Below are 21,590 nucleotides of genomic sequence, written 5' to 3'. Positions count from 1 at the left end.
CTGGTGGCAAGCAGACGGAGCCTGCCTTTCGAACTTATACCTGCACTCTGGCGGGCCGACGCGAAATCAAGAAATGCGATCCATTCGAAAGTTTTTCTTTATTCTGCAATTCGAACCAGGACACCGGGATTCATCGTGCCCTGCGGGTCGAACGCGCCCTTCAGCCGCGCCATGAGTTCCCGCTCCACAGAACTGCGATTCCGCTCGGCCATGGCGATCTTGGCGCGCCCAAGCCCATGTTCCGCCGCGAAGCTGCCCCCCATCTCGGTAGCGAGCGCAGCCAGCGCCTCGGCAAATTGTCCCGCCTTGCCGTCGAAATCGGCGCGGCCTTCCGGCGGCGACAGATTGTAGTGGATGTTGCCGTCTCCGAGATGCCCGAACGGGTTGATCCGCACGCCGGGCAGGATGTCGTCGCAAATCCCGGCGCCGGTCTCGATGAAGCGGGCGATGGCGCCCGGCGGCACCGAGATGTCGTGCTTCAACTGTTCGCCTTCCAGCCGCTGCCCCTCGGGTTGTTCCTCGCGCAGCCGCCAGAATTGCGCCCGCTGCGCGCCCGAATTGGCCAGCGCGCCATCCACGACCAGACCTTCCTCCATACCCCATTCCAGTGCCGAATCGAGGATCTCGTCCAGCGGAACGCGCGCCGAACCTGACGCCAGTTCGACGAGCAGGTAGACGTCGCCTCGTGTTTCCAGCTGGTAGGCGAGATCAGGCAGATTTTTGAGCGCCAGCGTCAGGCCGACATCGGAGAAGAATTCGAGCCCGGCAAGGAACTCGCCGGCCTCGCCGCGCAGATAGGTGCCGAAGGAAACGGCCGCGGCGAAGTCGGACATTACCAGAAGCGCGCTCGCCTGTTGTTTTGGGGTGGGATAGAGCCTGAGGACAGCGCGCGTGACGATGCCGAGCGTGCCTTCGGCCCCGCAGAACAGCTTGCGCAGCTGATAGCCGGCATTGTCCTTCTGCACCGCGCGAAGGCCTCCCACATCGCGCCGTCCGGGGTCACGATTTCGAGGCCGAGCACAAGGTCCTGCATCATGCCATAGCGAAACGCCTGGCTGCCGCCGGCATTGGTGCCGATCAGGCCGCCGATCCTGGCGCTGCCTTCGGCGCCGAGATGCATCGGGAACATCAGGCCATGCGGCTCCAGCACGTCGTGCAACGCGGCGAGCACAACGCCCGCGTCAACCGCTATCGACCCGCTCTCCGGATCCGGTTCGCCTATTGCCGTCATGCGCGAAAGCGAGACGATCACCGCGCTCGCCCGATCGGCGACGGCGCCGCCGCATAGGCCGGTGTTTCCGCCTTGCGGAATCACGGCCAAGCCCGCCATCCGGCATGCCTTGACGACTGCCGCAACTTCGGCCGTGTTTGCGGGCCTGGCAACGCCCAAAGGCGCGACGCCATAGCGGTTCAGCCAGTCGCGCTGATAAGGCTTGGCGTCGGTGCCCGAAAGCCAGCCTTTCGGTCCGAGAATCTCGCGCAAAGCGGTCACGGGGTCGGTCATTGCGATACCTGCGATGTGTGGCACGCCGCGTATAGACAGCAGCGGCGCCTGGCTCAATGACCCAGCACCTGCGACAGGAATTGCCGGGTGCGCTCGTTCCGGCAAGAGGTGAAGAACTGCTCCGGCGGCGCCTCCTCGACGATTTCGCCGCTGTCCATGAAAATGACGCGGTCGGCGACGCGGCGCGCGAAGCCCATCTCGTGCGTGAGACAGATCATCGTCATGCCGTCCGAAGCAAGGGTCACCATGACGTCCAGCACTTCGGCGATCATTTCCGGGTCGAGCGCCGACGTCGGCTCGTCGAACAGCATGAGCTGCGGCTGCATGCAAAGCGCGCGCGCAATCGCCACCCGCTGCTGCTGGCCGCCGGAGAGCTGTCCGGGAAACTTCGTCGCCTGCTCGGGAATGCGGACCTTCTCCAGATAGCGCCGGGCGGTCGCCTCGGCCTCGGCGCGCGGTCGCTTGCGCACGATCATCGGTGCGATCATGCAGTTCTCCAGCACGGTCATGTGCGGGAACAGGTTGAAGTGCTGGAACACCATGCCGACTTCGCGCCTGATCCCGTCAATGTTGCCGACATCGTCGTTGAGCTCGGTGCCGAGCACGGTGATGCGCCCGCCATTGTGCTGCTCGAGCCGATTGATGCAGCGGATCATGGTCGACTTGCCGGAGCCCGAGGGGCCGCAGACGACGATCTTTTCTCCGCGCTTCACGCAAAGGTTTATGTTCCGCAGCGCGTGGAAAGAGCCGTAGTATTTGTCCAGGTTCTCGATATGAACCGCGGCGCCAGATGACTGCGTCGAATTCACTTTGTGCGCCTCCCTACCGTTCGCCGACCGACATGCGGCGCTCGAGGTAAGCACCGTAGCGGGACAGGCTGAAGACGAAGACGAAATAGATCAACGCAATGAAGGCATAGACCTCGACATAGGCGAAGCGCCATTCGCCGGTGCCGTAGGCGGCATTGCCGGAAGCGAGGATCTCGAAGAAACCGACGATAACCACCAGCGAGGTTTCCTTGAACGAGATCACGAACTGGTTGATCGTCGCCGGCAGCGCGTTGCGCATGGCCTGCGGCAGGAGGATGCGGCCGATTCGCTGCCAGTAGCTCATGCCGAGCGCCATGGCGGCTTCTTCCTGGCCCTTCGGAACGCCCTGCATGCCGCCGCGCACGATCTCGGCCTGATAGGCCGAGAAGAACAGGGCCGAGCCGAGAATGACTCTGTACAGCTTGTCGCCTGCCATCCATTGCGGCAGCGCGAAAGGCAGCACGACGGCGAAGGTGAAGAGGATAGAGATCAGCGGCAGCGAGCGCACTCCGTCGATGATCAGGCCCGTGGTCCTGGATATCCAGGGCAGCTCCGAGCGGCGCAAGAGAGCCAGGCAGATCGCCAGCGGGAAGCCGATCAGGCAGGTGGTGACGAAGATGAAAAGGGTGAGCGCCAGCCCGCCCCAGGCTTCCTCGCCGACATAGGGAAGACCGAGCACGCCGCCTTTCATCAGTACATAGTAGAGCGCCGTTCCGGCGCCCCAGACGAGCGCGATGCGGCTACCGGTCCAAAAGGCCGGGATGCAGCTCAGCACGGTCATGACCACGACGGCCACACAGGCCAAGGCCGAGCGCCATTGCTCCTCGAAGGGATAGAGGCCGAAGAGGATGATGCGCCACCTGGCGGCAATGACCGACCAGCAGGCTCCTGCCGCCGCCTGGCAGGCCTCGGGCCCGCCGCTGGTGGTGAACACCGCTGAGAACACCGCCCAGTTCAGCAGCTTCCAGAGAACGAAAGTCATGATCGCCAGCGATATCAGCGACAGCAGCGCCTGCAGCGGCGTGGCGAAGAAACGGCGCCTCACGTCTTCGAGCTTGCCAGGGGCAGGGGGAGCGACAATTACCATCTCCATCACTCACCCCCTCAACTGATTGCCCTTGAGGGCAATGGTTTTGTTGATGCGGTTGAACACGGCGGCCAGGCTGAGATTGATCGCCAGGAAGCCCGCCATCAGGATACCGATCGCCTCCAGCGTCTGGCCGGAGTGGTTGATGGTCAGCGCCACGATCATGAAGAAGTCGGTGAAGCCCACCGCAATGCCCATGGTCGTCGCCTTCATCAGCCAGACATACTGGTTCGCGAGGATCGGCAGCATGGCACGCAGCGCCAGCGGCAGCCGCACCAGCGTGAACACGCGCCAGGGGCTCAGCCCCAGCGAAAGTGCGGCCTCCATCTGGCCCTTGCCGACTGCCTTGAAGCCGCCGCGCACGATTTCGGCGATGTAGGAGCCGCCATAGATGGCGATGGCGATGGCTAAAGCGGAAAATTCGGGAGGAATGCGCAGGCCGCCCTTGAGGTTGAGGCCTTGCAGGGCAGGGAAGTCGAGCAGCGGCAGGTCCGGCAGGCGACCCAGCGCAAGGACAATGACTGCGCTGGCCAGTGCCGTCGCGGCCGCGGTCAGTTGAATGCCGAGCCGCTCGCCGGGCGGTTGGCTGAGGCGCGTGGTCCGGCCCAGCCAAACCGGCAGCGCGATCGCGGCGATTACAGCAAGGAAAGCTGCCGCAAACGCGACGCCGCCGACATTGGGGACCGGGACATAGAGGCCGCGGCTGGTCAGCAGCATGCCGAAGGCCTCGTGCGCGGCGCGTGGCGTCGGCAGATGCGTGATGACGGCGTACCAGAAGAAGACCTGGAGGATCAGCGGGATGTTGCGGAAAATGTCGACATAAGTGCGGCCAAGCAGCCGCGCCAGCTCGTTCGAGGAGGTCCGCGCCAGGCCGACGATGGTGCCGACGATCGTCGCCAGGATCAGCCCGGTGCATCCCAGGAATAGCGTGTTGATGACGCCGATGAGGACGAACCACCAGTAGGGGTCGTTGGCGGTGGCGGGCAGCAGCGAGAAGTTGACATCCCAGCCCGTCGACTTGAACAGGAAGTCAAAGCCGGAGGTGATGCCTTGCTGCGCCAGGTTCCGCCGGGCGATCATCACGCAGGCAAGGATCATCGCGGCAATCGAGCCGACATAAAGAACCTGTAAAAGCGTATTGCGGACCCTCTGATTTCTTAGCAGGCTGACCATCATGGTCTTCCCCGAATTGTCGCCGGCTCCGCCTGGCGGTGCCAGGCGGAGCTCAGAGCGAGCTGCGTTGAGAGGTGGAGTCAGTCGATCACCAGCGGGAACAGGACGCCGCCATTGTTCCAGAGGTTGGTCAGCTCGCGATCCATCTTGTAGGGCGACTCCTTGCCGAGATCGCGATCGAAGATCTCGCCGTAGTTGCCAACCTTCTTGATCACGTTGTAAGCCCAGTCGTCAGGAAGTCCGAGACCCTTGCCCATGCCTGGCGCGGCACCCAGGAACTTGGCAACTGCCGGCGACGTGGGCTTGGCCTTGATCTCATCGACATTTTTGGACGTGATGCCTTCCTGCTCGGCGAAGAGCAGGGCGGAGAGCGTCCAGTTGGCGACGTCGACCCAGTTGTCGTCGCCTTGCCGCACGATCATGACCTCGGGTTCGACGGCGAGCACGTCGGGCAGGATCACGTGGTCGTCGACCTTACCCTTGGCGACACGCGCGATTGCGAGAACTGGCCCCCACTGGGCATACATGTCGCAGCGCCCCGAAAAGTATGCTTGCTCGAGCTCTTCCGTCTTTTCGATGACGACAGGCTCCAGCTTGATCCCGACCTTCTGCGCATAGGCCGCGACCTGCTGCTCGATGGTCGTCCCCGCGGGGATGCAGATCGAGCCGCCATCGGCGTCCTTGAGCGACTTCAGATTGAGCTCCTTATGCGCCATCACCTTGGTCGTTCCGAGGTAATAGGACATCGAGAATTGCAGGCCGAGCTCGGTATCTCGGCTGAGCGTGCCGCCCGACGCCTTGATGATGATGTCGACGTCCCCCGACTGCAGCGACGGCCAGCGCTGCGCCCAGCTGATCGGGACGATCTTCAGCTTGGCCGGGTCGCCGAACACGGCGGTCGCCACCGCCTTGCAGAGGTCGATGTCCATGCCCTTCCAGTTGCCCTTGTCGTCTACCTCGGCGAAGCCGAGATAGGAGCCGTCATGGCCCGTGCAGTTGAGCACGCCGCGCGCCTTCACGGTTTCCAGCGTCTTGCCGCCCGCCGCCTCGGCCGGCGCCGCAAAATGAACCAGGCCAAGGGCCATGGCTGCGGCCCCCCATTTCGTCATTTTCATGTTTGTTGTCTCCACTGTTGAGGTTCACTTGTTCTTGTTGTTGGAGGCCCGAAACACGCGCTTCGGCCCTCGGTCGCGAAGCCGCTCCTAATCGGAGAGCGGTGTCGGTTTCGGCAGAGAAAGCTTGAGGTCGCTGCCCCAATCCTGCTGGACGAGCCAGCGATGCAGGGCGGCCACCGCCTTCACGCGCAGATGCCCGCGCGGCATGACGAGGTAGAAGCCGGGGACTTCTTCCGGCTTCATGTCCGAGAGGGCGTCACGGCCAAGTGGCGCGACCAGCGCGCCCGACCTGAAGTCCTCCTCGGCATCGATGACGGAAACCAGGCCGACACCGATGCCTTGGAGCGTCGCACGGCGCATGGTGGCGGCGTCATCGAACCCGATGCTGCGGTCGCCCTCAGCCAGTTCCACTCCGAGGTGCCGCAATATGTCGGGCCACAGCCGCTTCGACTTGACGGTGTCGAGCAGCGTGAACCGCGTCAGGTCCTGCGCCGACTTGATCTTCTCGCCGATCGCCGGGGTACAGCATATGATCTTCGGGTCCGGCACCAGCAGCGTGGTCTCGTAGTCCGGCCAGTTGCCATAGCCCCACTGCACCGTCATATCGATGTCGTCACGCCCGAAATCGGGCAGGTCGACCATCGTCGTCAGGCGCAGATCAGCGCCCGGCAGGATCTCGCGGAACAATGAAAGCCTGGGCAGCAGATAGTGCGTTGCGAAGTAGGGGCTCGCATTAAGATTGATGCGGTCCCGGTAGTTCGATTTGGTGACGCGGCGAACGCCTTCGGAAAATTCGTCGAAGCCGGCTTTGACATAGTGCGAGAGCAAGATCGCCGACTCAGTCAGTTCGATCGAGCGCCCCTTGCGCTCGAACAGCGTCACCTGCAGCGTGTCTTCCAGGAGCTTGATCTGCTGACCGACGGCTTGCGGCGTCACCAGGAGCTCGTCGGCGGCCTGCCGGAAGCTCTTGTGCTGTGCGACGGCGTGGAAGACGCGAAGCGCATTGAGCGAAGGAAGGCGAAGCTTGCCGGTCATCGTGAGGTCCGCCTCCTTTCGTTCGAGACTCCGTTGATCATGCACTGCTGGATTTCAGACGCCGCCGGCTTATGAAAACCGATTCAGGCGTAGATGTAACCGCCTGAGACGATTACGTTTTCACCGGTCATATAGGTGTTCTTCGGGCCGCCGGTCATGAGCACCCACTCGGCGATCTCGGTCGGCTCGGCGCCGCGGCCGAGCGGGCTTGCCTTGGCCAATTCCTCGAGAAAACCGAGCGCCTTGGCCTTCTCGGTGGCCATGCCGGCGGGCGCGACGGAATTCACCAAAATCCCGTCCTTGGCGACGTGATGGGCAAAGGAGCGCGTAAGGCTGACGACGGCGGCCTTGGTCGCCGCATAATGGGCGTTCTGCGGATGCGCCTTGAAGGCGTCGACGGAAGTGAGGTTTACGATCCTTCCACGCACATGCGCTTTTGGCTCTTGCGACTGCATGTGGCGAACGGCCGCCACCATCATGTGGTACGTGCCCTTGATGTTGATGCCGTTGGAGGCGTCCCACTCGGCGTCGGTGATCTCGAGGAGCGGACGCCGAGGATAGATCGCGGCGCAATTGATCAGCGTGTCGACGCGCCCGAGCTTCGCGACAATGGCGTCGAAGGCGGCGTGACACTGCGGTCCGACCTGGATGTCGCAAGCTGCGGCAGCCGTGGGCAGGCCCTTGGCTTTCGCCGCGTCGAGAGCGCTCTCAGCGGCTTCCTGGTTGATGTCGATGATGCCGATCTTTGCCGCCCCGGCCTCCACAGCCATGCGGGCGAGAAGGGCGCCAAGGCCGGCGCCGCCGCCGACGATCAGAACGGAAAGATCCTTCATTGCAGTTTTCCTTACTTGGTGCCGCTGGGCGAGCTCGGCCAGGTCGGCATGATGTCGAAACGGGTAACGTCGGCCCATGCGGGGAGCGCCAGCACAGCGACGACCATCCTGCCCACGTCGTCCGGCTGCACTACTTTTCCGGCGTACATCGCCGCCCGGGCGTCGGCGTCGAGGATGCCTTTGTAGAGCTGCGTCTCGACCCGACCGGCGACGATCTCGGTGACGCGTATGCCGGACGGCGAGAGGTCGGCGCGCAAGGCAGCGGCAAAGCCGGAGATCGCCGCCTTGGTGGCCGAATAGACGGCGATGTTGGAATAGGCCGCGTGGCCGGCGGTGGAGCCGGTGAACAAGATGTGGCCGGACTGGCGCTCGCGCATCTGCGGCACGACGAGGCGGGTGAGCAGGATCGCCGCGCTGAGGTTCACCTCCAACGTGGTGTCGATGTCTGCGATCGTCATGTCGGCGAAATTGCCGAGCGGCGGCATGATGCCGGCGTTGTTGATCAGTACATCGATTGTGAGATCGGCCAGGACCGATTCCAAAGCCTCGCGGTCGGTAACGTCAACGGCGATCGGCAGGATGCCCGGGCGCTCGGCCTGCAGTTCTTTGAGCGCGGCCTGGCTGCGGCCGACCGCATAGACGTCGTAGCCGGCGTCGCTCAACGCGATGGCGATGGCTCGCCCAATGCCGCTCGTCGCACCTGTGATGAAGGCTGTCGTCACGTGGGCTTCCCCTTATTGCCTGATCTTCAGTCTGCGGCCTCGACCGGTGACGCGAAACCAAGAAAAGCAGCAAAAAGGAAAGATAAACTTTCGAGAGCCTTTCCGGCAGCTCAAACGTTCCACGCTGCCTGCGCGGCCTCCAACGCTGCGAACCAAAGGAAAACAAATCCCGTCGGCGCGCGGGAGAGGGTTTCCGGTCGCCGGTGGAACAAAAACACGGCTTTCGCAACGCGCGGCAGGTCGCATTCGGTGCCGACGCGAAAGATCGACCCCGTCGCGCCTTACCCGGCCGTTGGTGCAGGCCTTTTCATTTCGGTGAAGAGCGAGGCTGCGGCGGCCTTTTGCTCCGCGTCGGTCGCCTCGACTCCGGAAGCCCGCGCCAGGGCTCGAACGCGCCCGAGGCTGTTGTGCAGATGCTTGCGCATGGCCTGGCGAGCCTTGCCGCCGTCCTGTCGTTCGATGGCATCGACGATGGCTTTGTGCTCGCTGTGGATGCGCGCGTAATAGCTGTCCTTCAGCGCTGGCTCGACGACGTAGCCGAGCTGGAAGCGCGGCACGATCATCGGTCCGAGATAGGTCAGGAAGCCATGGATGAATTCGTTGCGCGCGGCTTTGGCGATCGCGAGGTGGAAATCGTAGTCGTAGTGGATCTGGACGGCTGCCGGGTCCGCCTGCTGCGCGTCGATGTCATCCATCATGGCACGGATGTCGCTCGCCTCCTTGTCGGTGCGGCGTTCGGCGCATAGCCCGGCGGATTCGACTTCGACGCTCAACCTGAGCTCGAGCAAGGCGATGGTTTCCGGCAAGGTTCTCAGCGCCTCGTCCGGGATCGAGAAATTGCGCGGCACGGGCGTTTCGCTGACGAACATGCCGCGTCCCTGCTGCGGCACCACCATGCCCTCGGAGCGCAGCCGCGCCACGGCTTCGCGCACGACGGTGCGGCTGACATCGTATTCGGCGCAAAGCTCCGCCTCGGTCGGCAGTTGCGCGCCCGGCTGCAACTCACCGGAGCGGATTTTTTTTGCCAGGCTCTCCGCCACGAGGGTGGAAAGCGGCTTGCGCTTCGTCATTCAGGCCTTCCGTTCAAGTCCAGACTAGGGCCGTTCAAGTTCAGATTCGGGATGATGCCCGAACCGGCGAGACCATTCAAACCGCCGCGGTGACGATCAGTTCGACCAGCATGCCGGGCTTGGCCATCCGCCCCTCGCCGGAAGAGCGTGCCGGCGCATGCTCTTTCGGCATCCAGGCGTCCCAGACCGCATTGACCTCGTCGAAATCCCGCACGTCGTCCAGCCACATCTGGACGTGGAGGATGCGGGTCTTGTCGGTGCCTGCCGTGGCGAGTAGCGCATCGATCTTGGCGAGCACCTCGCGCATCTGGTCGGCCGCCGGTTGGCCCGGCTTGGCAACCTGGCCGGTCAGGTAGAGCGTGCCGTTGTGGATGACGCCATGATGGATGCGGGTGTCGAAGTCGAAGCGCTGGATATCGCCCACTGGATTCTTCCTCGTCAGATTGCCGGCGTCTGCCGGATGGGGTTGCCCTGCAGGTACTGCGCGTACGGCGCCTGGACGAGCCAGCCCGCATCGACGGGCAGCGTGACGCCGGTGATCGAGGCGGCACGGTCGGAGCAGAGGAACAGCGCCGCCTCGGCGACATCGCGCGGCTCGACGAAGCGGCGCAGCGCGGTGGTGGCCTGGATCGCTTCCGGGTTGCGTTCGCCCTTGGCGATCCTGGCCTTCAGCCCGTCGGAGAGGGTATAGCCCGGCGCTACGGCGTTCACACGGACTCCATGCGGGCCGAGTTCGGCAGCCAGGATCTGGGTGAGCGCCAGGACCGCATGCTTTCCGGGCGTGTAGGCCGGAAGCGACAGCGGCGCGAAGGAGGCGAGCGAGCCGACATTGAGGATCGCGCCGCGTCCGGCGGCCGACATCAGCCGGCCGAACAACTGGCAGCCAAGCAGCGTGCCGCGATAGTTGATCCGCCACATCTGCTCGTCTTCGGTGAGGTCCTGGTCGAGCACATGCTTGCCGCTCTGCAGGATGCCGGCGCAGTTGACCACGACATGAGGGGTGCCGAACGCATTGCTGACGTCTTGCGCGAGCGCCTCGACGGAATCGGGATCGCCGACATCGGTCTGGACAAACACGGCGCGTGGGGCGCCGGCGCTCTCGCAGGCCTCGGCGGCTTCCTTGCCGCGGCTCGCGTCCCGGCCGGCGACGACCACCTGGTAGCCTTCCTCGGCGAAGCGCTCCGCAATAGCGCGGCCGATCCCGGACGTGCCGCCGATAACGACCGCGGTCGAAGCCTCAGCCATTGTCGCGCTCCTTTCGCTCGATGTCGAAGAATGCGGCCATGGCCTCGACCTGGAAGTCCATCATCGGGCGTCCGGGCTGGATGCGGCAGCCGATCTCTTTCGCCGCCTTGAGCAGGGCCGTTTCGGCCGGCTCCATGATGATGTCGACCACGGTCATCTCCGGCGTCAGCTTGTTCAAATCCATCGGCAGCGGATCGCCGGCCTTCAGCCCGGAGGGCGTCGCGTTGATCGCCATGTCCATTCCGGACGGATCGGGTTCGCCGACCTCGATGCGGCAATCGGGGAACGACCTGCTGACCAGCGAAGCGAGCTTTTGCGCGCGTTCCCTGTCGATGTCGGCGAGGCGGATCTCCGTCGCGCCTTCCTCGGCGAGGCAGTAGGTCAGCGATGCGCCCGCACCGCCTGCGCCGACCTGGAGGATGCGCCGGCCGACGATCCGGTGTCCGCCGGCCTTCAAGGCGTCGATGAAGCCGACGCCGTCGAAATTGTCGGCATACCAGGTGCCGTCCGCCTGCCGGCGCACGGAATTCGCGCTCTGCACGCGCGCGGCGCGATCGTGGGCGGCGGCGCATTTGTGGTAGACCGGGACCTTATAGGGCACCGAGATGATGACGCCGCGGATGTTCTCCGCCGCCGTGATGCCGGCCCAGAAAGTATCGAAATCTTCCGGACGGCAGCTCAGCGGCACCATCAGACTGTCGAGCCCCTTCTGCTCGAAGATCTCATTGAAGATGCCAGGGCTTTTCGCGTGGCCCACGGGATGGGCCAGCATGACGAAGACATCGGCCTTGCCGGTTCCGCGCATCGGTTATTCCTTTCCGTTTGACAGTTCATGATCGCTCAGGACCTCGAGAGCCCGGACGAGCGACGAGTGGTCTGCTTCCGCGCCGCCCGGGCGGGCCGCACAGGCATTCATCAGTTGCTGCGCCAGCGCCGTGCTCGGCAGGGCGGCTCCAAGCGCGCGGGCGCTTTCGAGCGCGAGGTTGAGATCCTTCTGGTGCAAGCGGATGCGGAAGCCCGGCGCGAAGGTGCGGGCGATCATGCGCTCGCCATGCACTTCGAGCACGCGGGACGAGGCGAAGCCGCCCATCAGCGCGCTTCGCACCTTCGCCGGATCGCAGCCCGCTTTGCTGGCAAAAACAAGCGCTTCGGCGACGGCTTCGATGTTGAGCGCGACGATGATCTGGTTGGCTATCTTGCAGGTCTGGCCGGCGCCGTTCTTCTCGCCGATCAGGGTGATGTTCTTGCCGAGCTTCTCGAAGATGGGCAGCGCACGCTCGAATTCGGCAGCCGGCCCGCCGACCATGATGGTGAGACTCGCCGCTTTTGCGCCGACCTCGCCGCCGGAGACGGGTGCGTCGAGGAAGCCGCCTCCCGCTTCCCTGAACTTCGCCGCGAATTCCGCGGTGGCGATCGGGCTGATCGAGCTCATGTCGATGACCAGCTTGCCGGCTGAAATCCCTTCGAGCACGCCACCCGGCCCGAGCAGGACGCGCTCCACGTCGGGCGTATCGGGCAGCATGGTGATGATGATTTCGCAAACCCGCGCCACTTCCGCCGGGGAAGCCAGCACCGACGCTTTCAGATCGGCAGGCAGAGGAGAGCGATTGAGCACCGTGACGATCTCGTGCCCGGCATCGGCGAGATGCCGCGCCATGGGCGCGCCCATGACGCCAAGTCCGATGAAGCCGATTTTCATGCGCAACTCCCGTGCTCGCCAGAGCGTCTTGCAGCTTAACGGAGGCGTATGATATAGGACATCATACGAATTTCAATGCCTCTTCCACTGGAGACCGATCGCAAATGCAAGAGCGCGTCAATTCGCTGAAGGCGGCCGTCAGGGCTGGCCGGCCTCATATCGGCATCTGGTGCTCGCTGGCTTCAGCGCTGACCACAGAAGTGGTGGCTGGTTCCGGAGCGGGCTGGCTGCTGATCGACGGCGAGCACAGCCCTAACGATCTGCGCAGCATCATGGCGCAGCTTCAGGTCGCGGCGGCATTTCCGTGCGAGGCAGTGGTGCGCCTGCCGTCCGACGATCCCAACCTGATGAAGCAGGCTCTGGATGTCGGTGCCCGCAGCCTGATGATTCCGAATGTGCGCACGCCGGACCAGGCGCGCGCAATCGTCGCGGCGATGACCTATGCTCCGGGCGGGTTCCGCGGCTTCTCGGTCGGCCATCGCGCCAACGCCTTCGGCCGTATCGCCGGGTATCATGCGAAAGCGCGCGAGCAGCAGCTGTTGGCCGTGCAGATCGAGGACGCGGCCGGCGTCGCCAATGCGGCTGAGATCGCAGCGGTGGAAGGCGTGGACGTTCTGTTTGTCGGGCCCGGCGATCTTTCCACGAATATGGGTGCGATGGGCAATCCCGGCGCTGCGCATGTGCAGGAAGCGATCGCTTCCGTGCGCAAGGCCTCGGCCGCGGCAGGCAAGGCGAGCGGGATTTTGGCTCCCGTGAAGGCCGACGCCGACCGTTATCTCGCCGACGGCTTCACCATGGTTGCCGTCGGTTCCGACCTCGGCCTGCTGGCGCGGGGCTCGGACGCCCTGATTGCGTCCTTCAACCGCTAGACTCGGGAGACGGCCGTGGCGATCCCCCCTTACAAAGCACCCTCGCGCTACGCCTACGACATCGTCATCGTCGGCGGTGCCGTCATCGGCTCTTCGACGGCATATTGGCTGAGCCAAGCGCTGGGCAGCGGCGCCTCGATCCTCGTGGTCGAGCGCGACTCCAGCTACGAATTCTCCTCGACGGCGCTCTCCACCAGCGCCATCCGCCAGCAATATTCCAATCCGATCAATGTGAAGATCAGCCAGTTCGGCATCGAGATCATCCGCGGTTTCCAGGAGCGGATGGCGCCCTTCTACACGAACGAGCCGGCGCCCGATCTCGGCTTCAAGGAGCACGGATATCTCTATTGCTGCTCGCCGGAAGGGGTGGAGGCGGCCAAGGAGCGGGTCGAGCTGCAGCGCAGCCTCGGCGCCCACACCGTCTTCCTTGAGCCGGGTCCGCTGAAGGAACGCTTCCCCTGGCTGAATGTCGACGACCTCGGCGGCGGTTCCTGGGGTGCGCGCGAAGAGGGCTGGTTCGATTCCATGGGCATGTTGAACGGCTTCCGCCGCGCCGCCCGCGCCAGCGGGGTCGAATACATCGACAATGCCGTGACCGGACTGGATGTCGTCGATGGGCGGGTTGTCTCCGCTCGGCTGGCGACCGGCGAGACAGTCGCTTGCGGAACCTTGGTCAACGCCGCCGGCCCGCGAGCGCAGCAAGTCGCTGCCATGGCCGGCCTTTCCATTCCGGTCGTTCCCTACAAGCGCTACAGCTTCGTCTTCGCCAGCGCCAACCCGATCCCTGGGCGAATGCCCAACGTCATCGACCTTTCCGGCACTTTCGTGCGCCCGGAAGGCGAGCTATTCCTCACCGGCAACACGCCGCAGGGCGACGGGCCGGCCGATTACGACGATTTCGAAATCCATTTCGAGGAGTTCGACGACTATATCTGGCCGGCGCTGTGGCACCGCATTCCGGCCTTCGACGCGCTCAAGGTCCAGACCAGTTGGACCGGCCACTACGAATACAACATGCTCGACCACAACGGCATCGTCGGCTTTCACCCGGAGGTGAAGAACTTCATGTTCGCCAACGGCTTCTCAGGGCACGGCCTGCAGCAGTCGCCGGCGGTCGGGCGGGCGGTGTCGGAGCTGATCGTTCACGGCGCCTTCCAGACGCTGGACCTGTCACCGTTCTGTTACGAGCGCATCCCGCGCAACGAACCGTTCCTGGAAGAAGCGGTGATCTGAGCTGTTCCGGAGAATTTCACTCGGCGGCCTGAACGTGCCGGGCGTCGATGATCGCCCTTATCTCCGAGCGGCACGACCCGCAGTTGGTTCCGGCGCGCAGCGTGGAGCCGATCGCCTCCAGACTGTCGCAGCCCGCAGCGACCGCCGAAGCGAGCTGGTTGGCGCCGACGTGGAAGCATGAGCACACGATCCGCCCGATGGCGGGCATCGGCGCTGGTGAACGCCCGGAAAGAAGCGCATGGCGATCGGCTGGCGACAGCGGCTGGCGGGTGGCCAGCAGCGAGACCAGCCAATCCCGCGTCGGCAACTGGTCTGGAGCGGCGACCAGCACGGCCTCAGCCATGGCGCCGCCTTCGTCGATCGCAGCGGCGCGATAAGCGAGCCCGCGGCGATCGGTGTATTCGAGCAGTTGATCCTGCCGTTGAACGCCGAGCAGCTTGCGCGCCAGAAGAATGCCCTGGTCCGGCGGCTCGGTCCCCGTCAGTTCGTAGACCCAGCCGCCTTCGACCGTGTAGCGGCTCCAGTGGACGAAACCGGTCGGCCTGAGATCGCGCCGCGTGATGAGCACGCCGGCCCATCCAGTGTTTTCGCGCACGATTCTGGCTGGGACATGCTTCAGTTCTGGCTGGCCGGAATGCGGGTCGGTGACAGGCGAGGACAGCAGGCCGGCGGCGGCCCTGGCCGCGAACTGGCCGCTCCAATGCATCGGCATGAAGGCATGGCCGCGCCGCTGCGCGTTGGCCACACGTACTCTCGCGCGCACGAAGCCGAAGCGCGTCGACAGATGGGCAAGGTCGCCATCCTTGAGCTGGTGCGCGGCCGCATCCGCCGGATTGAGGTCGACCGCCGGTTCCGGCGTGTTGGCCATCAGGCGCGGCACGGTGCCGGTACGCGTCATGGTGTGCCATTGGTCGCGCAGCCGGCCCGTGTTCAGCGCAAGCGGATAGTCCGCATCGACTGTAAACGCCGTCGCCTCCTGCCGCACCGGCACGAAACGCGCACGGCCGTCCGGTGTCGGGAAACGACCGTCCGCAAACAATCTCGTCTGGTACTCGCGCGATTCTGGTGCCGGCCAGTGGCGCGGCGCGAAGCCGGCATAGCCCGCATCGCTGAGGTCCATCAGGCCGCCCAGATCGAACAAGCGCCCCCCATTGTTCTCGAAAGCCGAGAGCGCGGCATGCTCGCGGAAGATTTCGGCCGGCGTCTGGTAGGCAAAAGCATCGCCGAAGCCCATGCGCGCGGCGACCTCGCAGATGATTCGCCAATCGGCTTTCACGTCGCCCGGCGACCGCATGAACGGCCGCTGACGCGAGAGGCGCCGTTCCGAATTTGTGACCGTGCCGTCCTTCTCGCCCCAGGCAGCGGCGGGCAGCAGCACGTCGGCATAGCGCGTGGTGTCGGTGCGGGTCACATCCGAAACCGCGACGAAATCGCATTTGGACAGGGCGGCGCGCACGCGCGACGCGTCCGGCATGCTCACCGCGGGATTAGTGCCCATGATCCACAGCGCCTTGATGCGGCCGTCGGCAACCGCCTGGAACATGTCCACGGCCTTCAGCCCGCCGCGTCGCGCGATTCCGGGCGCCTTCCAGAAGCGGGAGACCCGCTCGACAGCGGCCTGATCCGCGAAGTCCATGTGCGCGGCAAGTTGGTTGGCGAGGCCCCCCACCTCGCGGCCGCCCATGGCGTTCGGCTGGCCCGTGACCGAGAACGGCCCCATGCCTGGCTTGCCAATGCGGCCGGTGGCGAGGTGGCAGTTGAGGATGGCGCTGACCTTGTCGGTTCCATGTGCCGACTGGTTGACGCCCTGGCTGTAGACGGTGACCGTCCGTTCGGTGCCGGCGAAGATCTCATAAAAGGCCTGGACATCCGTGGCCACCAGCCCGCAGCCTTTTGCGACGCGCGCGACCGACGGCGCATCGGCACCGGCCAGCGCGGCAGCGGCTTCGAAGCCCGATGTGCTGGTGCGGATGAAATCCGCGTCGATCTTTCCGCTCTGGACGAGATGCGCCAGAAGGCCGTTGAACAAGAGCACGTCCGTGCCCGGATCAAGCGCCAGGTGCAGGTCGCATTCGTCTGCCGTGGCGGTGCGGCGCGGATCGATGACGACGATCCTGGTTCCGCGTTCGCGCTGCGCCGCGAGCATGCGCTGGTAGAGCACGGGGTGGCACCATGCGGTGTTGGAGCCGGTGAGCACGATCAGATCGGCGTGCTCGAAATCCTCATAGACACCGGGAACGATGTCCTCGCCGAAAGCGCGGCGGTGGCCGGCGACCGACGACGCCATACACAGCCGCGAATTGGTATCGATATTGCCCGAGCCGATGAAGCCTTTCATCAGCTTGTTGGCGACGTAGTAATCTTCGGTAAGCAACTGGCCGGAGACATAGAAGGCGACCGAGTCCGGCCCATGCTCGGCAATCGCGTCCGAGAATTTCGCGGCGACGAGGTCGAGCGCTTCGTCCCAACTCGTCTGCCTGCCTTGGATTTCCGGCTGAAGCAAGCGGCCATCGAGGCCGAGCGTCTCGGCAAGCGCGGCACCCTTAGAGCAAAGGCGGCCGAAATTGGCCGGGTGCTCGGGATCGCCGCGGACGGTTGCCTTGCCACCCGCGGCGATCTCGGCCACCACGCCGCACCCCACCCCACAATAGGGGCAGGTGGTCCTCACCTCGCGTGCTTCTTCCATGGCTCAGGCCGCTTTCGAGGCCAACGCTTCGAGCGCAATGAACAGCCGTTCGCCTTCGATCCTGACCGGGATCGTCCTAACCGAGCCTTCGTCGGCGCCGAGCGCCTTGCCGGTCTCCAGCGAGATCACCCAATTGTGCAGCGGGCAGGTCACCGCCGCGCCATGGACGATGCCCTGGCTGAGCGGCCCGCCTTTGTGCGGGCAATGGTCTTCGATGGCGAAGACCTTGTCATCCGCGGTGCGGAAAACAGCGATCTTGCCTTGCGGGGTGGCCACGCAACGCGCGCCGCGGCGAGGGACGTCGGAAACGGAGCCGATTGCGATCCAGTTCATTGGGACACTCCCGTGTTTGCTTGATAGGCGAGCGTCCAGGATGGCGCGAACTTCTCCATCACTCGGCCGCCTCGGCGAACCCGACCGAGGCCAGCGGCCGGAACTCGTGCTTGTCCTTGCCGGAGACGCGTTCGGACCACGGGTCGACCTGAGCGAATTTCTGCGAAAAGACGAAGCGCTCGAAGTAAGCGCGGCGCTTCTCCACGTCATCCAGGACCTGCTTTTTGATCTCGGCGGTACCGACGCGCTTGGCCCATTTGTAGATGCGCTCGAGGTAGCGGGCCTGCTCGCGATACATCTGGACGAGCGCCACGATCACCTCCAGCGCTTCGTCCTCGGTCTTCACCAGGCCGAGCACTTCGGTGCCCTTGATGTCGAGGCCGGCGGCGCCAGCGAAGTGGATCTCGTAGCCAGAATCGACGCAGACCACGCCGACATCCTTGCAGGTCGCTTCGGCGCAATTGCGCGGGCATCCCGAGACCGCCATCTTCACCTTGGCCGGGGTCCAGGAACCCCACATGAACTTCTCGATGCGGATGCCCAGCCCCGTCGAATCCTGGGTGCCGAAACGGCACCAGTCGGAGCCGACGCAGGTCTTCACCGTGCGCAGGCCCTTGGCATAGGCATGACCTGAGACGAAGCCAGCCTTGCCGAGATCGGCCCATACCGCAGGCAGGTCCTCCTTGCGGATGCCAAGCATGTCGATGCGCTGGCCGCCGGTCACCTTCACGGTCGGGATGTCGAACTTATCGACCACGTCGGCGATGGCGCGCAATTCGCTCGCGCTGGTGACGCCGCCCCACATGCGCGGCACGACCGAATAGGTGCCGTCCTTCTGGATGTTGGCGTGCACACGCTCGTTGATGAAGCGCGACTGATAGTCGTCGGCATATTGGTCCGGCCAATCGCAGACCAGATAGTAGTTGAGCGCGGGCCGGCACTTCGCGCAGCCGCAGGAGGTCTTCCATTCGAGCTCCTGCATGATGGCCGGTATCGTTTTCAACCCCTTCGCCTTGATCAGGCGCCGCACGTCGTCATGACCGAGGCTCGTGCAGCCGCACATGGGCTGCACGGCCGCCGGATTGTAGGCCTCGCCCAGCGTGAGTTTCAGGAGTTGTTCGACGAGACCCGTGCACGAGCCGCACGAAGCCGAGGCCTTGGTGTGGGCGCGCACGTCGTCGAGCCCGGTCAGCCCTTTGCCGGTGATCGCGCCGGTGATCTTTCCCTTGCAGACGCCGTTGCAGCCGCAGATTTCCGCATCATCCGCCAGTGCCGCAACGGCCGCCAAAGGGTCCGAGGAAGCGCCTCCCTGGAATGCCTGGCCGAAGATCAGCGTGTCACGCATCTCCGAGATGTCGGTCGCCTTCTTCTTCAAATCATTGAACCAGGCGCCGTCGGCGGTCTCGCCGAACAGCACCGTGCCGATGATGCGGTTGTCCTGCAGCACGACCCGCTTGTAGATGCCGGCGGATGCGTCGCGCAGGATGATCTCCTCGCGGTCGTCGCCGTCGGCAAAGTCGCCGAGCGAATAAAGGTCGATGCCGGTGACCTTGAGCTTGGTCGGCGTGTCGGAATGGACGAAGCGCCTGTCCTCGCCGTTCGCCAGCCCGGCTGCCGCGACGCGGGCCATCTCGTAGAGGGGCGCGACCAACCCGTAGACATGGCCGCCGACCTCGGCGCATTCGCCGAGCGCCATGATCGCCGGATCGGATGTCTGCATGCGGTCGTCGACGACGATGCCGCGATTGACTTCCAGCCCTGCGTCCTTGGCCAGCGCGATATTCGGGCGGATGCCGACCGCCATCACGACCAGCGTCGCCGGAATGATCGTGCCGTCCATGAGTTCGACGCCCTCGACTTTGCCATTGCCGACAATGGCCTTGGTGTTGGCCTTGGTCATGACCTTGATGCCGCGCGCCTCGACGGCCTTCTGCAGCAGATAGCCGGCAGCCGGATCGAGCTGGCGCTCCATCAGTGTCGGCATGACGTGCAGGACGGTCACGTCCATGCCGCGCTCTTTAAGCCCGGCCGCCGCTTCAAGGCCGAGCAAGCCGCCGCCGATGACGATCGCCTTGGCGCGCGACTGCGCGGCAAGCAGCATGGCGTTGACGTCGTCGAGATCGCGGTAGCTGAGCACGCCCGGCAAGTCCTTGCCCGGCACCGGGATGATGAACGGCACCGAGCCGGTGGCGATGATCAGCCTGTCGTAGCCTTCGGTCACGCCGTGGTCCGAGGTGACGGTCCTCGCGTCGCGGTCGATGGCGACGATCCTGTGGCCCTTGTAGAGGGTGATGCCGTGCTTGATGTACCAGCCGTCGCCATGGATGACGATTTCCTCGAACTCCTTCTCGCCCGAAAGCACCGGCGACAGCATGATGCGGTCGTAATTCACGCGCGGCTCGGCGTTGAAGATGGTGACGGCGTAGCGGTCGGGTGCAGCTTCCAGCAGGTGCTCGAGCATCCTGCCGGGGGCCATGCCGTTGCCGATGATGACGAGTTTCTCGCTCATGTCCGGTCAGCTCCGATCTATTCGGCGGCGTAGGTGAGGGGCGCGGGCTTTACGGCGGCCGCGCGCTCCATCCGGCGGATGGTGGCGTGCATCCAGAGAAGGCACGAGACCACGATGACGAACAGCAGCATGAAGCAGCTCGACCAGACGCCGGTGAGGTCGTTCAGCGCGCCGAAGGCGATCGGCAGGATGAAGCCGCCGAGGCCGCCGATCATGCCCACCACCCCGCCGACCGCGCCGACGCTCTGCGGGTAGTAGACGGGGATGTGCTTGTAGACGGCGGCCTTGCCGAGGCTCATGAAGAAGCCGAGCACGCAGGCGACGGCGATGAAGGCGAGCGGGCCGATCTCGACATGGAACGGGATCGGCCCGCTGATACCGCGCACGACGTAATCTGCCGAGGGGAGAGACAGAACGAGGGTCGCGACGGCAGATACGGCGAAGGTCCAATAGAGCACGGTACGGGCGCCGATGCGGTCGGAAAGCACGCCGCCATAAGCGCGGAAAATGCTTGCGGGGATCGAATAGGCGGCCCCGATCATGCCGGCGGTGGCGATGCCGAAGCCATAGACGCCGATCAGATAGCGCGGCAGCCAAAGCGACAGCGCCACGAACGCACCGAAGGAGAAGAAGTAGTAGAAGGCGAAGCGCCAGACCTGCAGGTTCTTCAGCGGCGCGAATTCCTGCCAGAAGCTTCTCGCCGGTACTGCCTTACCGGCACGGCGCTCGCGGATAACCGGATCGTCGCTGGTCATGAACCAGAACACGCCGGCCATGACAACCAGCGCCGCGGCCCAGATCAGCGCGACCGACTGCCAGCCCCAGGCAATCAGTACGAGCGGCGCCAGGAACTTGGTGACCGCAGCGCCGACATTGCCAACGCCGAAGATGCCGAGAGCCGTGCCTTGTTTGCGCGCGGGGAAGAAGCGCGAGACATAGGCGACGCCGACCGCGAAGGAGCCGCCGGCAAGCCCGACGCCGAGCGCCGCGACCAGCATCTGCTCATAGGTATGTGCAAAGGCGAGCAGGAAGGTCGCGACCGCCGCCGCGAGCATGGTCATGGTGTAGACCAGCCGGCCGCCGTAGCGGTCGGTCCAGACGCCGAGCACCATGCGCACGAGCGAGCCGGTGAGGATCGGCGTGCCGACCAGCAGTCCGAACTCGGTCTCGTTCAAGCCGAGCTCCTGCTTTATGCGCACGCCGATGATGGAGAAGATCGTCCACACCGCGAAGCAGACGGTGAAGGCGATGGTGGAGATGACGAGCGCCTGCCGGGAGCTACTGTCCTGGCTGGGCGCGGCTTGGAGGTTTGCGGTCATGGTCGGCTCCGTTTGCGGCGTGGGAGGCACCGCGTGTTGTGTTGATCAAAGGCTCGGCATCGGTCAGCGCGCCGAGGCTGGGACCTGCGCGGTGACTTGCGGACCCTTGGCCTCTCTGTCGTGATTGGTGGGAAACAGCAGAAGCGCGGCGGCGAACCCCACCGCCGTCAGGATGCTGCTCGCCAGGAAATCGCGGCGGGTGAAATCCTTTAGGGAAGCGCCAGTTCCGATCCGTTTCGTCATCGTCGTCTCCGTCCGGCGCCGCCTGGGATCGGCGCCTTCGATTGCAATTCGGTCCAAAACAAAAAAGCTGCCGGCCAGGCCTGTCGCGTCCGTACATCCGGGACAC

21 protein-coding genes are annotated in these 21,590 nt (G+C 64.7%); 2 read left to right on the top strand and 19 right to left on the bottom strand.

The features are described 5' to 3' along the window. Positions 1 to 98: 98 nt before the first annotated feature. From P9254_RS05545 to P9254_RS05480, 14 genes are all read right to left on the bottom strand, one after another. Positions 99 to 833 carry an FAD-binding oxidoreductase gene (locus P9254_RS05545; RefSeq protein WP_278054711.1) on the bottom strand — a complete coding sequence of 245 codons (735 nt, stop codon included), beginning with the start codon at positions 831 to 833 and terminating at the stop codon, positions 99 to 101. Further along, the gene (locus tag P9254_RS05540) at positions 833 to 1,504 is read right to left on the bottom strand and encodes an FAD-binding oxidoreductase (RefSeq protein ID WP_278054318.1); all 672 of its coding nucleotides are present in this window, start codon (positions 1,502 to 1,504) and stop codon (positions 833 to 835) included. The genes P9254_RS05545 and P9254_RS05540 overlap by 1 nt, the downstream gene beginning before the upstream one ends. A gap of 53 nt (positions 1,505 to 1,557) precedes the next feature. Beyond that, positions 1,558 to 2,313, bottom strand: a complete 756-nt coding sequence (locus P9254_RS05535; protein WP_278054316.1) for an amino acid ABC transporter ATP-binding protein — start codon at positions 2,311 to 2,313, stop codon at positions 1,558 to 1,560. Positions 2,314 to 2,326: 13 nt separating this feature from the next. Then, on the bottom strand, positions 2,327 to 3,406 hold the full coding sequence (locus tag P9254_RS05530; protein WP_278054315.1) for an amino acid ABC transporter permease: 1,080 nt from the start codon (positions 3,404 to 3,406) through the stop codon (positions 2,327 to 2,329). Between the two features lie 3 nt (positions 3,407 to 3,409). Beyond that, complete coding sequence (locus tag P9254_RS05525; RefSeq protein ID WP_278054314.1) at positions 3,410 to 4,576, bottom strand: ABC transporter permease subunit; 1,167 nt, start codon at positions 4,574 to 4,576, stop codon at positions 3,410 to 3,412. A 77-nt stretch (positions 4,577 to 4,653) separates the two neighbouring features. Further along, a complete protein-coding gene (locus P9254_RS05520) occupies positions 4,654 to 5,688 on the bottom strand; it encodes an amino acid ABC transporter substrate-binding protein (RefSeq protein WP_082980382.1) in 1,035 nt (344 codons plus the stop codon). 87 nt (positions 5,689 to 5,775) lie between these two features. After that, positions 5,776 to 6,723, bottom strand: a complete 948-nt coding sequence (locus tag P9254_RS05515) for a LysR substrate-binding domain-containing protein (protein ID WP_066992107.1) — start codon at positions 6,721 to 6,723, stop codon at positions 5,776 to 5,778. Between the two features lie 83 nt (positions 6,724 to 6,806). Continuing rightward, complete coding sequence (locus tag P9254_RS05510) at positions 6,807 to 7,556, bottom strand: SDR family NAD(P)-dependent oxidoreductase (protein ID WP_066992110.1); 750 nt, start codon at positions 7,554 to 7,556, stop codon at positions 6,807 to 6,809. A gap of 11 nt (positions 7,557 to 7,567) precedes the next feature. Continuing rightward, entirely contained in the window at positions 7,568 to 8,278 is a 711-nt protein-coding gene (locus tag P9254_RS05505) for an SDR family oxidoreductase (RefSeq protein ID WP_278054312.1), read from the bottom strand. A gap of 281 nt (positions 8,279 to 8,559) precedes the next feature. Then, on the bottom strand, positions 8,560 to 9,348 hold the full coding sequence (locus tag P9254_RS05500; RefSeq protein WP_278054311.1) for a FadR/GntR family transcriptional regulator: 789 nt from the start codon (positions 9,346 to 9,348) through the stop codon (positions 8,560 to 8,562). A 76-nt stretch (positions 9,349 to 9,424) separates the two neighbouring features. Further along, positions 9,425 to 9,772, bottom strand: a complete 348-nt coding sequence (locus P9254_RS05495) for a RidA family protein (protein WP_066992119.1) — start codon at positions 9,770 to 9,772, stop codon at positions 9,425 to 9,427. Between the two features lie 14 nt (positions 9,773 to 9,786). After that, entirely contained in the window at positions 9,787 to 10,593 is an 807-nt protein-coding gene (locus P9254_RS05490; protein ID WP_127245853.1) for an SDR family NAD(P)-dependent oxidoreductase, read from the bottom strand. Beyond that, positions 10,586 to 11,398 (bottom strand): shikimate dehydrogenase family protein, encoded by an 813-nt coding sequence (locus P9254_RS05485; protein ID WP_278054308.1) that lies wholly within the window; start codon positions 11,396 to 11,398, stop codon positions 10,586 to 10,588. The genes P9254_RS05490 and P9254_RS05485 overlap by 8 nt, the downstream gene beginning before the upstream one ends. Positions 11,399 to 11,401: 3 nt before the next feature. Further along, positions 11,402 to 12,292, bottom strand: a complete 891-nt coding sequence (locus tag P9254_RS05480) for a 2-hydroxy-3-oxopropionate reductase (RefSeq protein ID WP_278054307.1) — start codon at positions 12,290 to 12,292, stop codon at positions 11,402 to 11,404. Between the two features lie 104 nt (positions 12,293 to 12,396). Between P9254_RS05480 and P9254_RS05475 the strand changes: the two genes are divergently transcribed. Both P9254_RS05475 and P9254_RS05470 read left to right on the top strand, forming a co-directional pair. Next, on the top strand, positions 12,397 to 13,161 hold the full coding sequence (locus P9254_RS05475) for an HpcH/HpaI aldolase family protein (protein ID WP_278054305.1): 765 nt from the start codon (positions 12,397 to 12,399) through the stop codon (positions 13,159 to 13,161). A gap of 15 nt (positions 13,162 to 13,176) precedes the next feature. Next, entirely contained in the window at positions 13,177 to 14,394 is a 1,218-nt protein-coding gene (locus tag P9254_RS05470; protein WP_278054303.1) for an NAD(P)/FAD-dependent oxidoreductase, read from the top strand. A 16-nt stretch (positions 14,395 to 14,410) separates the two neighbouring features. On the opposite strand, the gene P9254_RS05465 is transcribed toward P9254_RS05470, so the two are convergent. The 5 genes from P9254_RS05465 to P9254_RS05445 form a co-directional block, all read right to left on the bottom strand. Next, positions 14,411 to 17,080 (bottom strand): nitrate reductase, encoded by a 2,670-nt coding sequence (locus P9254_RS05465; RefSeq protein WP_095802289.1) that lies wholly within the window; start codon positions 17,078 to 17,080, stop codon positions 14,411 to 14,413. Between the two features lie 3 nt (positions 17,081 to 17,083). Beyond that, positions 17,084 to 17,413: a nitrite reductase small subunit NirD gene (gene nirD / locus P9254_RS05460; RefSeq protein ID WP_095802290.1), complete on the bottom strand. Its 330-nt coding sequence runs from the start codon at positions 17,411 to 17,413 to the stop codon at positions 17,084 to 17,086. Positions 17,414 to 17,471: 58 nt separating this feature from the next. After that, the gene (gene nirB, locus P9254_RS05455) at positions 17,472 to 19,922 is read right to left on the bottom strand and encodes a nitrite reductase large subunit NirB (protein ID WP_278054301.1); all 2,451 of its coding nucleotides are present in this window, start codon (positions 19,920 to 19,922) and stop codon (positions 17,472 to 17,474) included. Positions 19,923 to 19,939: 17 nt separating this feature from the next. Further along, positions 19,940 to 21,241, bottom strand: a complete 1,302-nt coding sequence (locus P9254_RS05450; RefSeq protein ID WP_095829417.1) for an MFS transporter — start codon at positions 21,239 to 21,241, stop codon at positions 19,940 to 19,942. Positions 21,242 to 21,304: 63 nt separating this feature from the next. Then, positions 21,305 to 21,484 carry a hypothetical protein gene (locus tag P9254_RS05445; protein WP_095802340.1) on the bottom strand — a complete coding sequence of 60 codons (180 nt, stop codon included), beginning with the start codon at positions 21,482 to 21,484 and terminating at the stop codon, positions 21,305 to 21,307. Positions 21,485 to 21,590: the final 106 nt, after the last annotated feature.

It is taken from the genome of Mesorhizobium sp. WSM4983, from assembly GCF_029625765.1.
Lineage (GTDB): Bacteria > Pseudomonadota > Alphaproteobacteria > Rhizobiales > Rhizobiaceae > Mesorhizobium.
This window is presented reverse-complemented; position numbering and strand designations above follow the sequence as displayed.

Bases quoted from the DNA above. Each gene is read 5' to 3' on its own strand.
- P9254_RS05545 (WP_278054711.1), bottom strand. From the start codon at position 833: ATGTCCGACTTCGCCGCGGCCGTTTCCTTCGGCACCTATCTGCGCGGC.
- P9254_RS05540 (WP_278054318.1), bottom strand. From the start codon at position 1,504: ATGACCGACCCCGTGACCGCTTTGCGCGAGATTCTCGGACCGAAAGGC.
- P9254_RS05530 (WP_278054315.1), bottom strand. From the start codon at position 3,406: ATGGAGATGGTAATTGTCGCTCCCCCTGCCCCTGGCAAGCTCGAAGAC.
- P9254_RS05525 (WP_278054314.1), bottom strand. From the start codon at position 4,576: ATGATGGTCAGCCTGCTAAGAAATCAGAGGGTCCGCAATACGCTTTTA.
- P9254_RS05520 (WP_082980382.1), bottom strand. From the start codon at position 5,688: ATGAAAATGACGAAATGGGGGGCCGCAGCCATGGCCCTTGGCCTGGTT.
- P9254_RS05515 (WP_066992107.1), bottom strand. From the start codon at position 6,723: ATGACCGGCAAGCTTCGCCTTCCTTCGCTCAATGCGCTTCGCGTCTTC.
- P9254_RS05510 (WP_066992110.1), bottom strand. From the start codon at position 7,556: ATGAAGGATCTTTCCGTTCTGATCGTCGGCGGCGGCGCCGGCCTTGGC.
- P9254_RS05500 (WP_278054311.1), bottom strand. From the start codon at position 9,348: ATGACGAAGCGCAAGCCGCTTTCCACCCTCGTGGCGGAGAGCCTGGCA.
- P9254_RS05490 (WP_127245853.1), bottom strand. From the start codon at position 10,593: ATGGCTGAGGCTTCGACCGCGGTCGTTATCGGCGGCACGTCCGGGATC.
- P9254_RS05485 (WP_278054308.1), bottom strand. From the start codon at position 11,398: ATGCGCGGAACCGGCAAGGCCGATGTCTTCGTCATGCTGGCCCATCCC.
- P9254_RS05480 (WP_278054307.1), bottom strand. From the start codon at position 12,292: ATGAAAATCGGCTTCATCGGACTTGGCGTCATGGGCGCGCCCATGGCG.
- P9254_RS05475 (WP_278054305.1), top strand. From the start codon at position 12,397: ATGCAAGAGCGCGTCAATTCGCTGAAGGCGGCCGTCAGGGCTGGCCGG.
- P9254_RS05465 (WP_095802289.1), bottom strand. From the start codon at position 17,080: ATGGAAGAAGCACGCGAGGTGAGGACCACCTGCCCCTATTGTGGGGTG.
- nirD (WP_095802290.1), bottom strand. From the start codon at position 17,413: ATGAACTGGATCGCAATCGGCTCCGTTTCCGACGTCCCTCGCCGCGGC.
- nirB (WP_278054301.1), bottom strand. From the start codon at position 19,922: ATGAGCGAGAAACTCGTCATCATCGGCAACGGCATGGCCCCCGGCAGG.
- P9254_RS05450 (WP_095829417.1), bottom strand. From the start codon at position 21,241: ATGACCGCAAACCTCCAAGCCGCGCCCAGCCAGGACAGTAGCTCCCGG.
- P9254_RS05445 (WP_095802340.1), bottom strand. From the start codon at position 21,484: ATGACGAAACGGATCGGAACTGGCGCTTCCCTAAAGGATTTCACCCGC.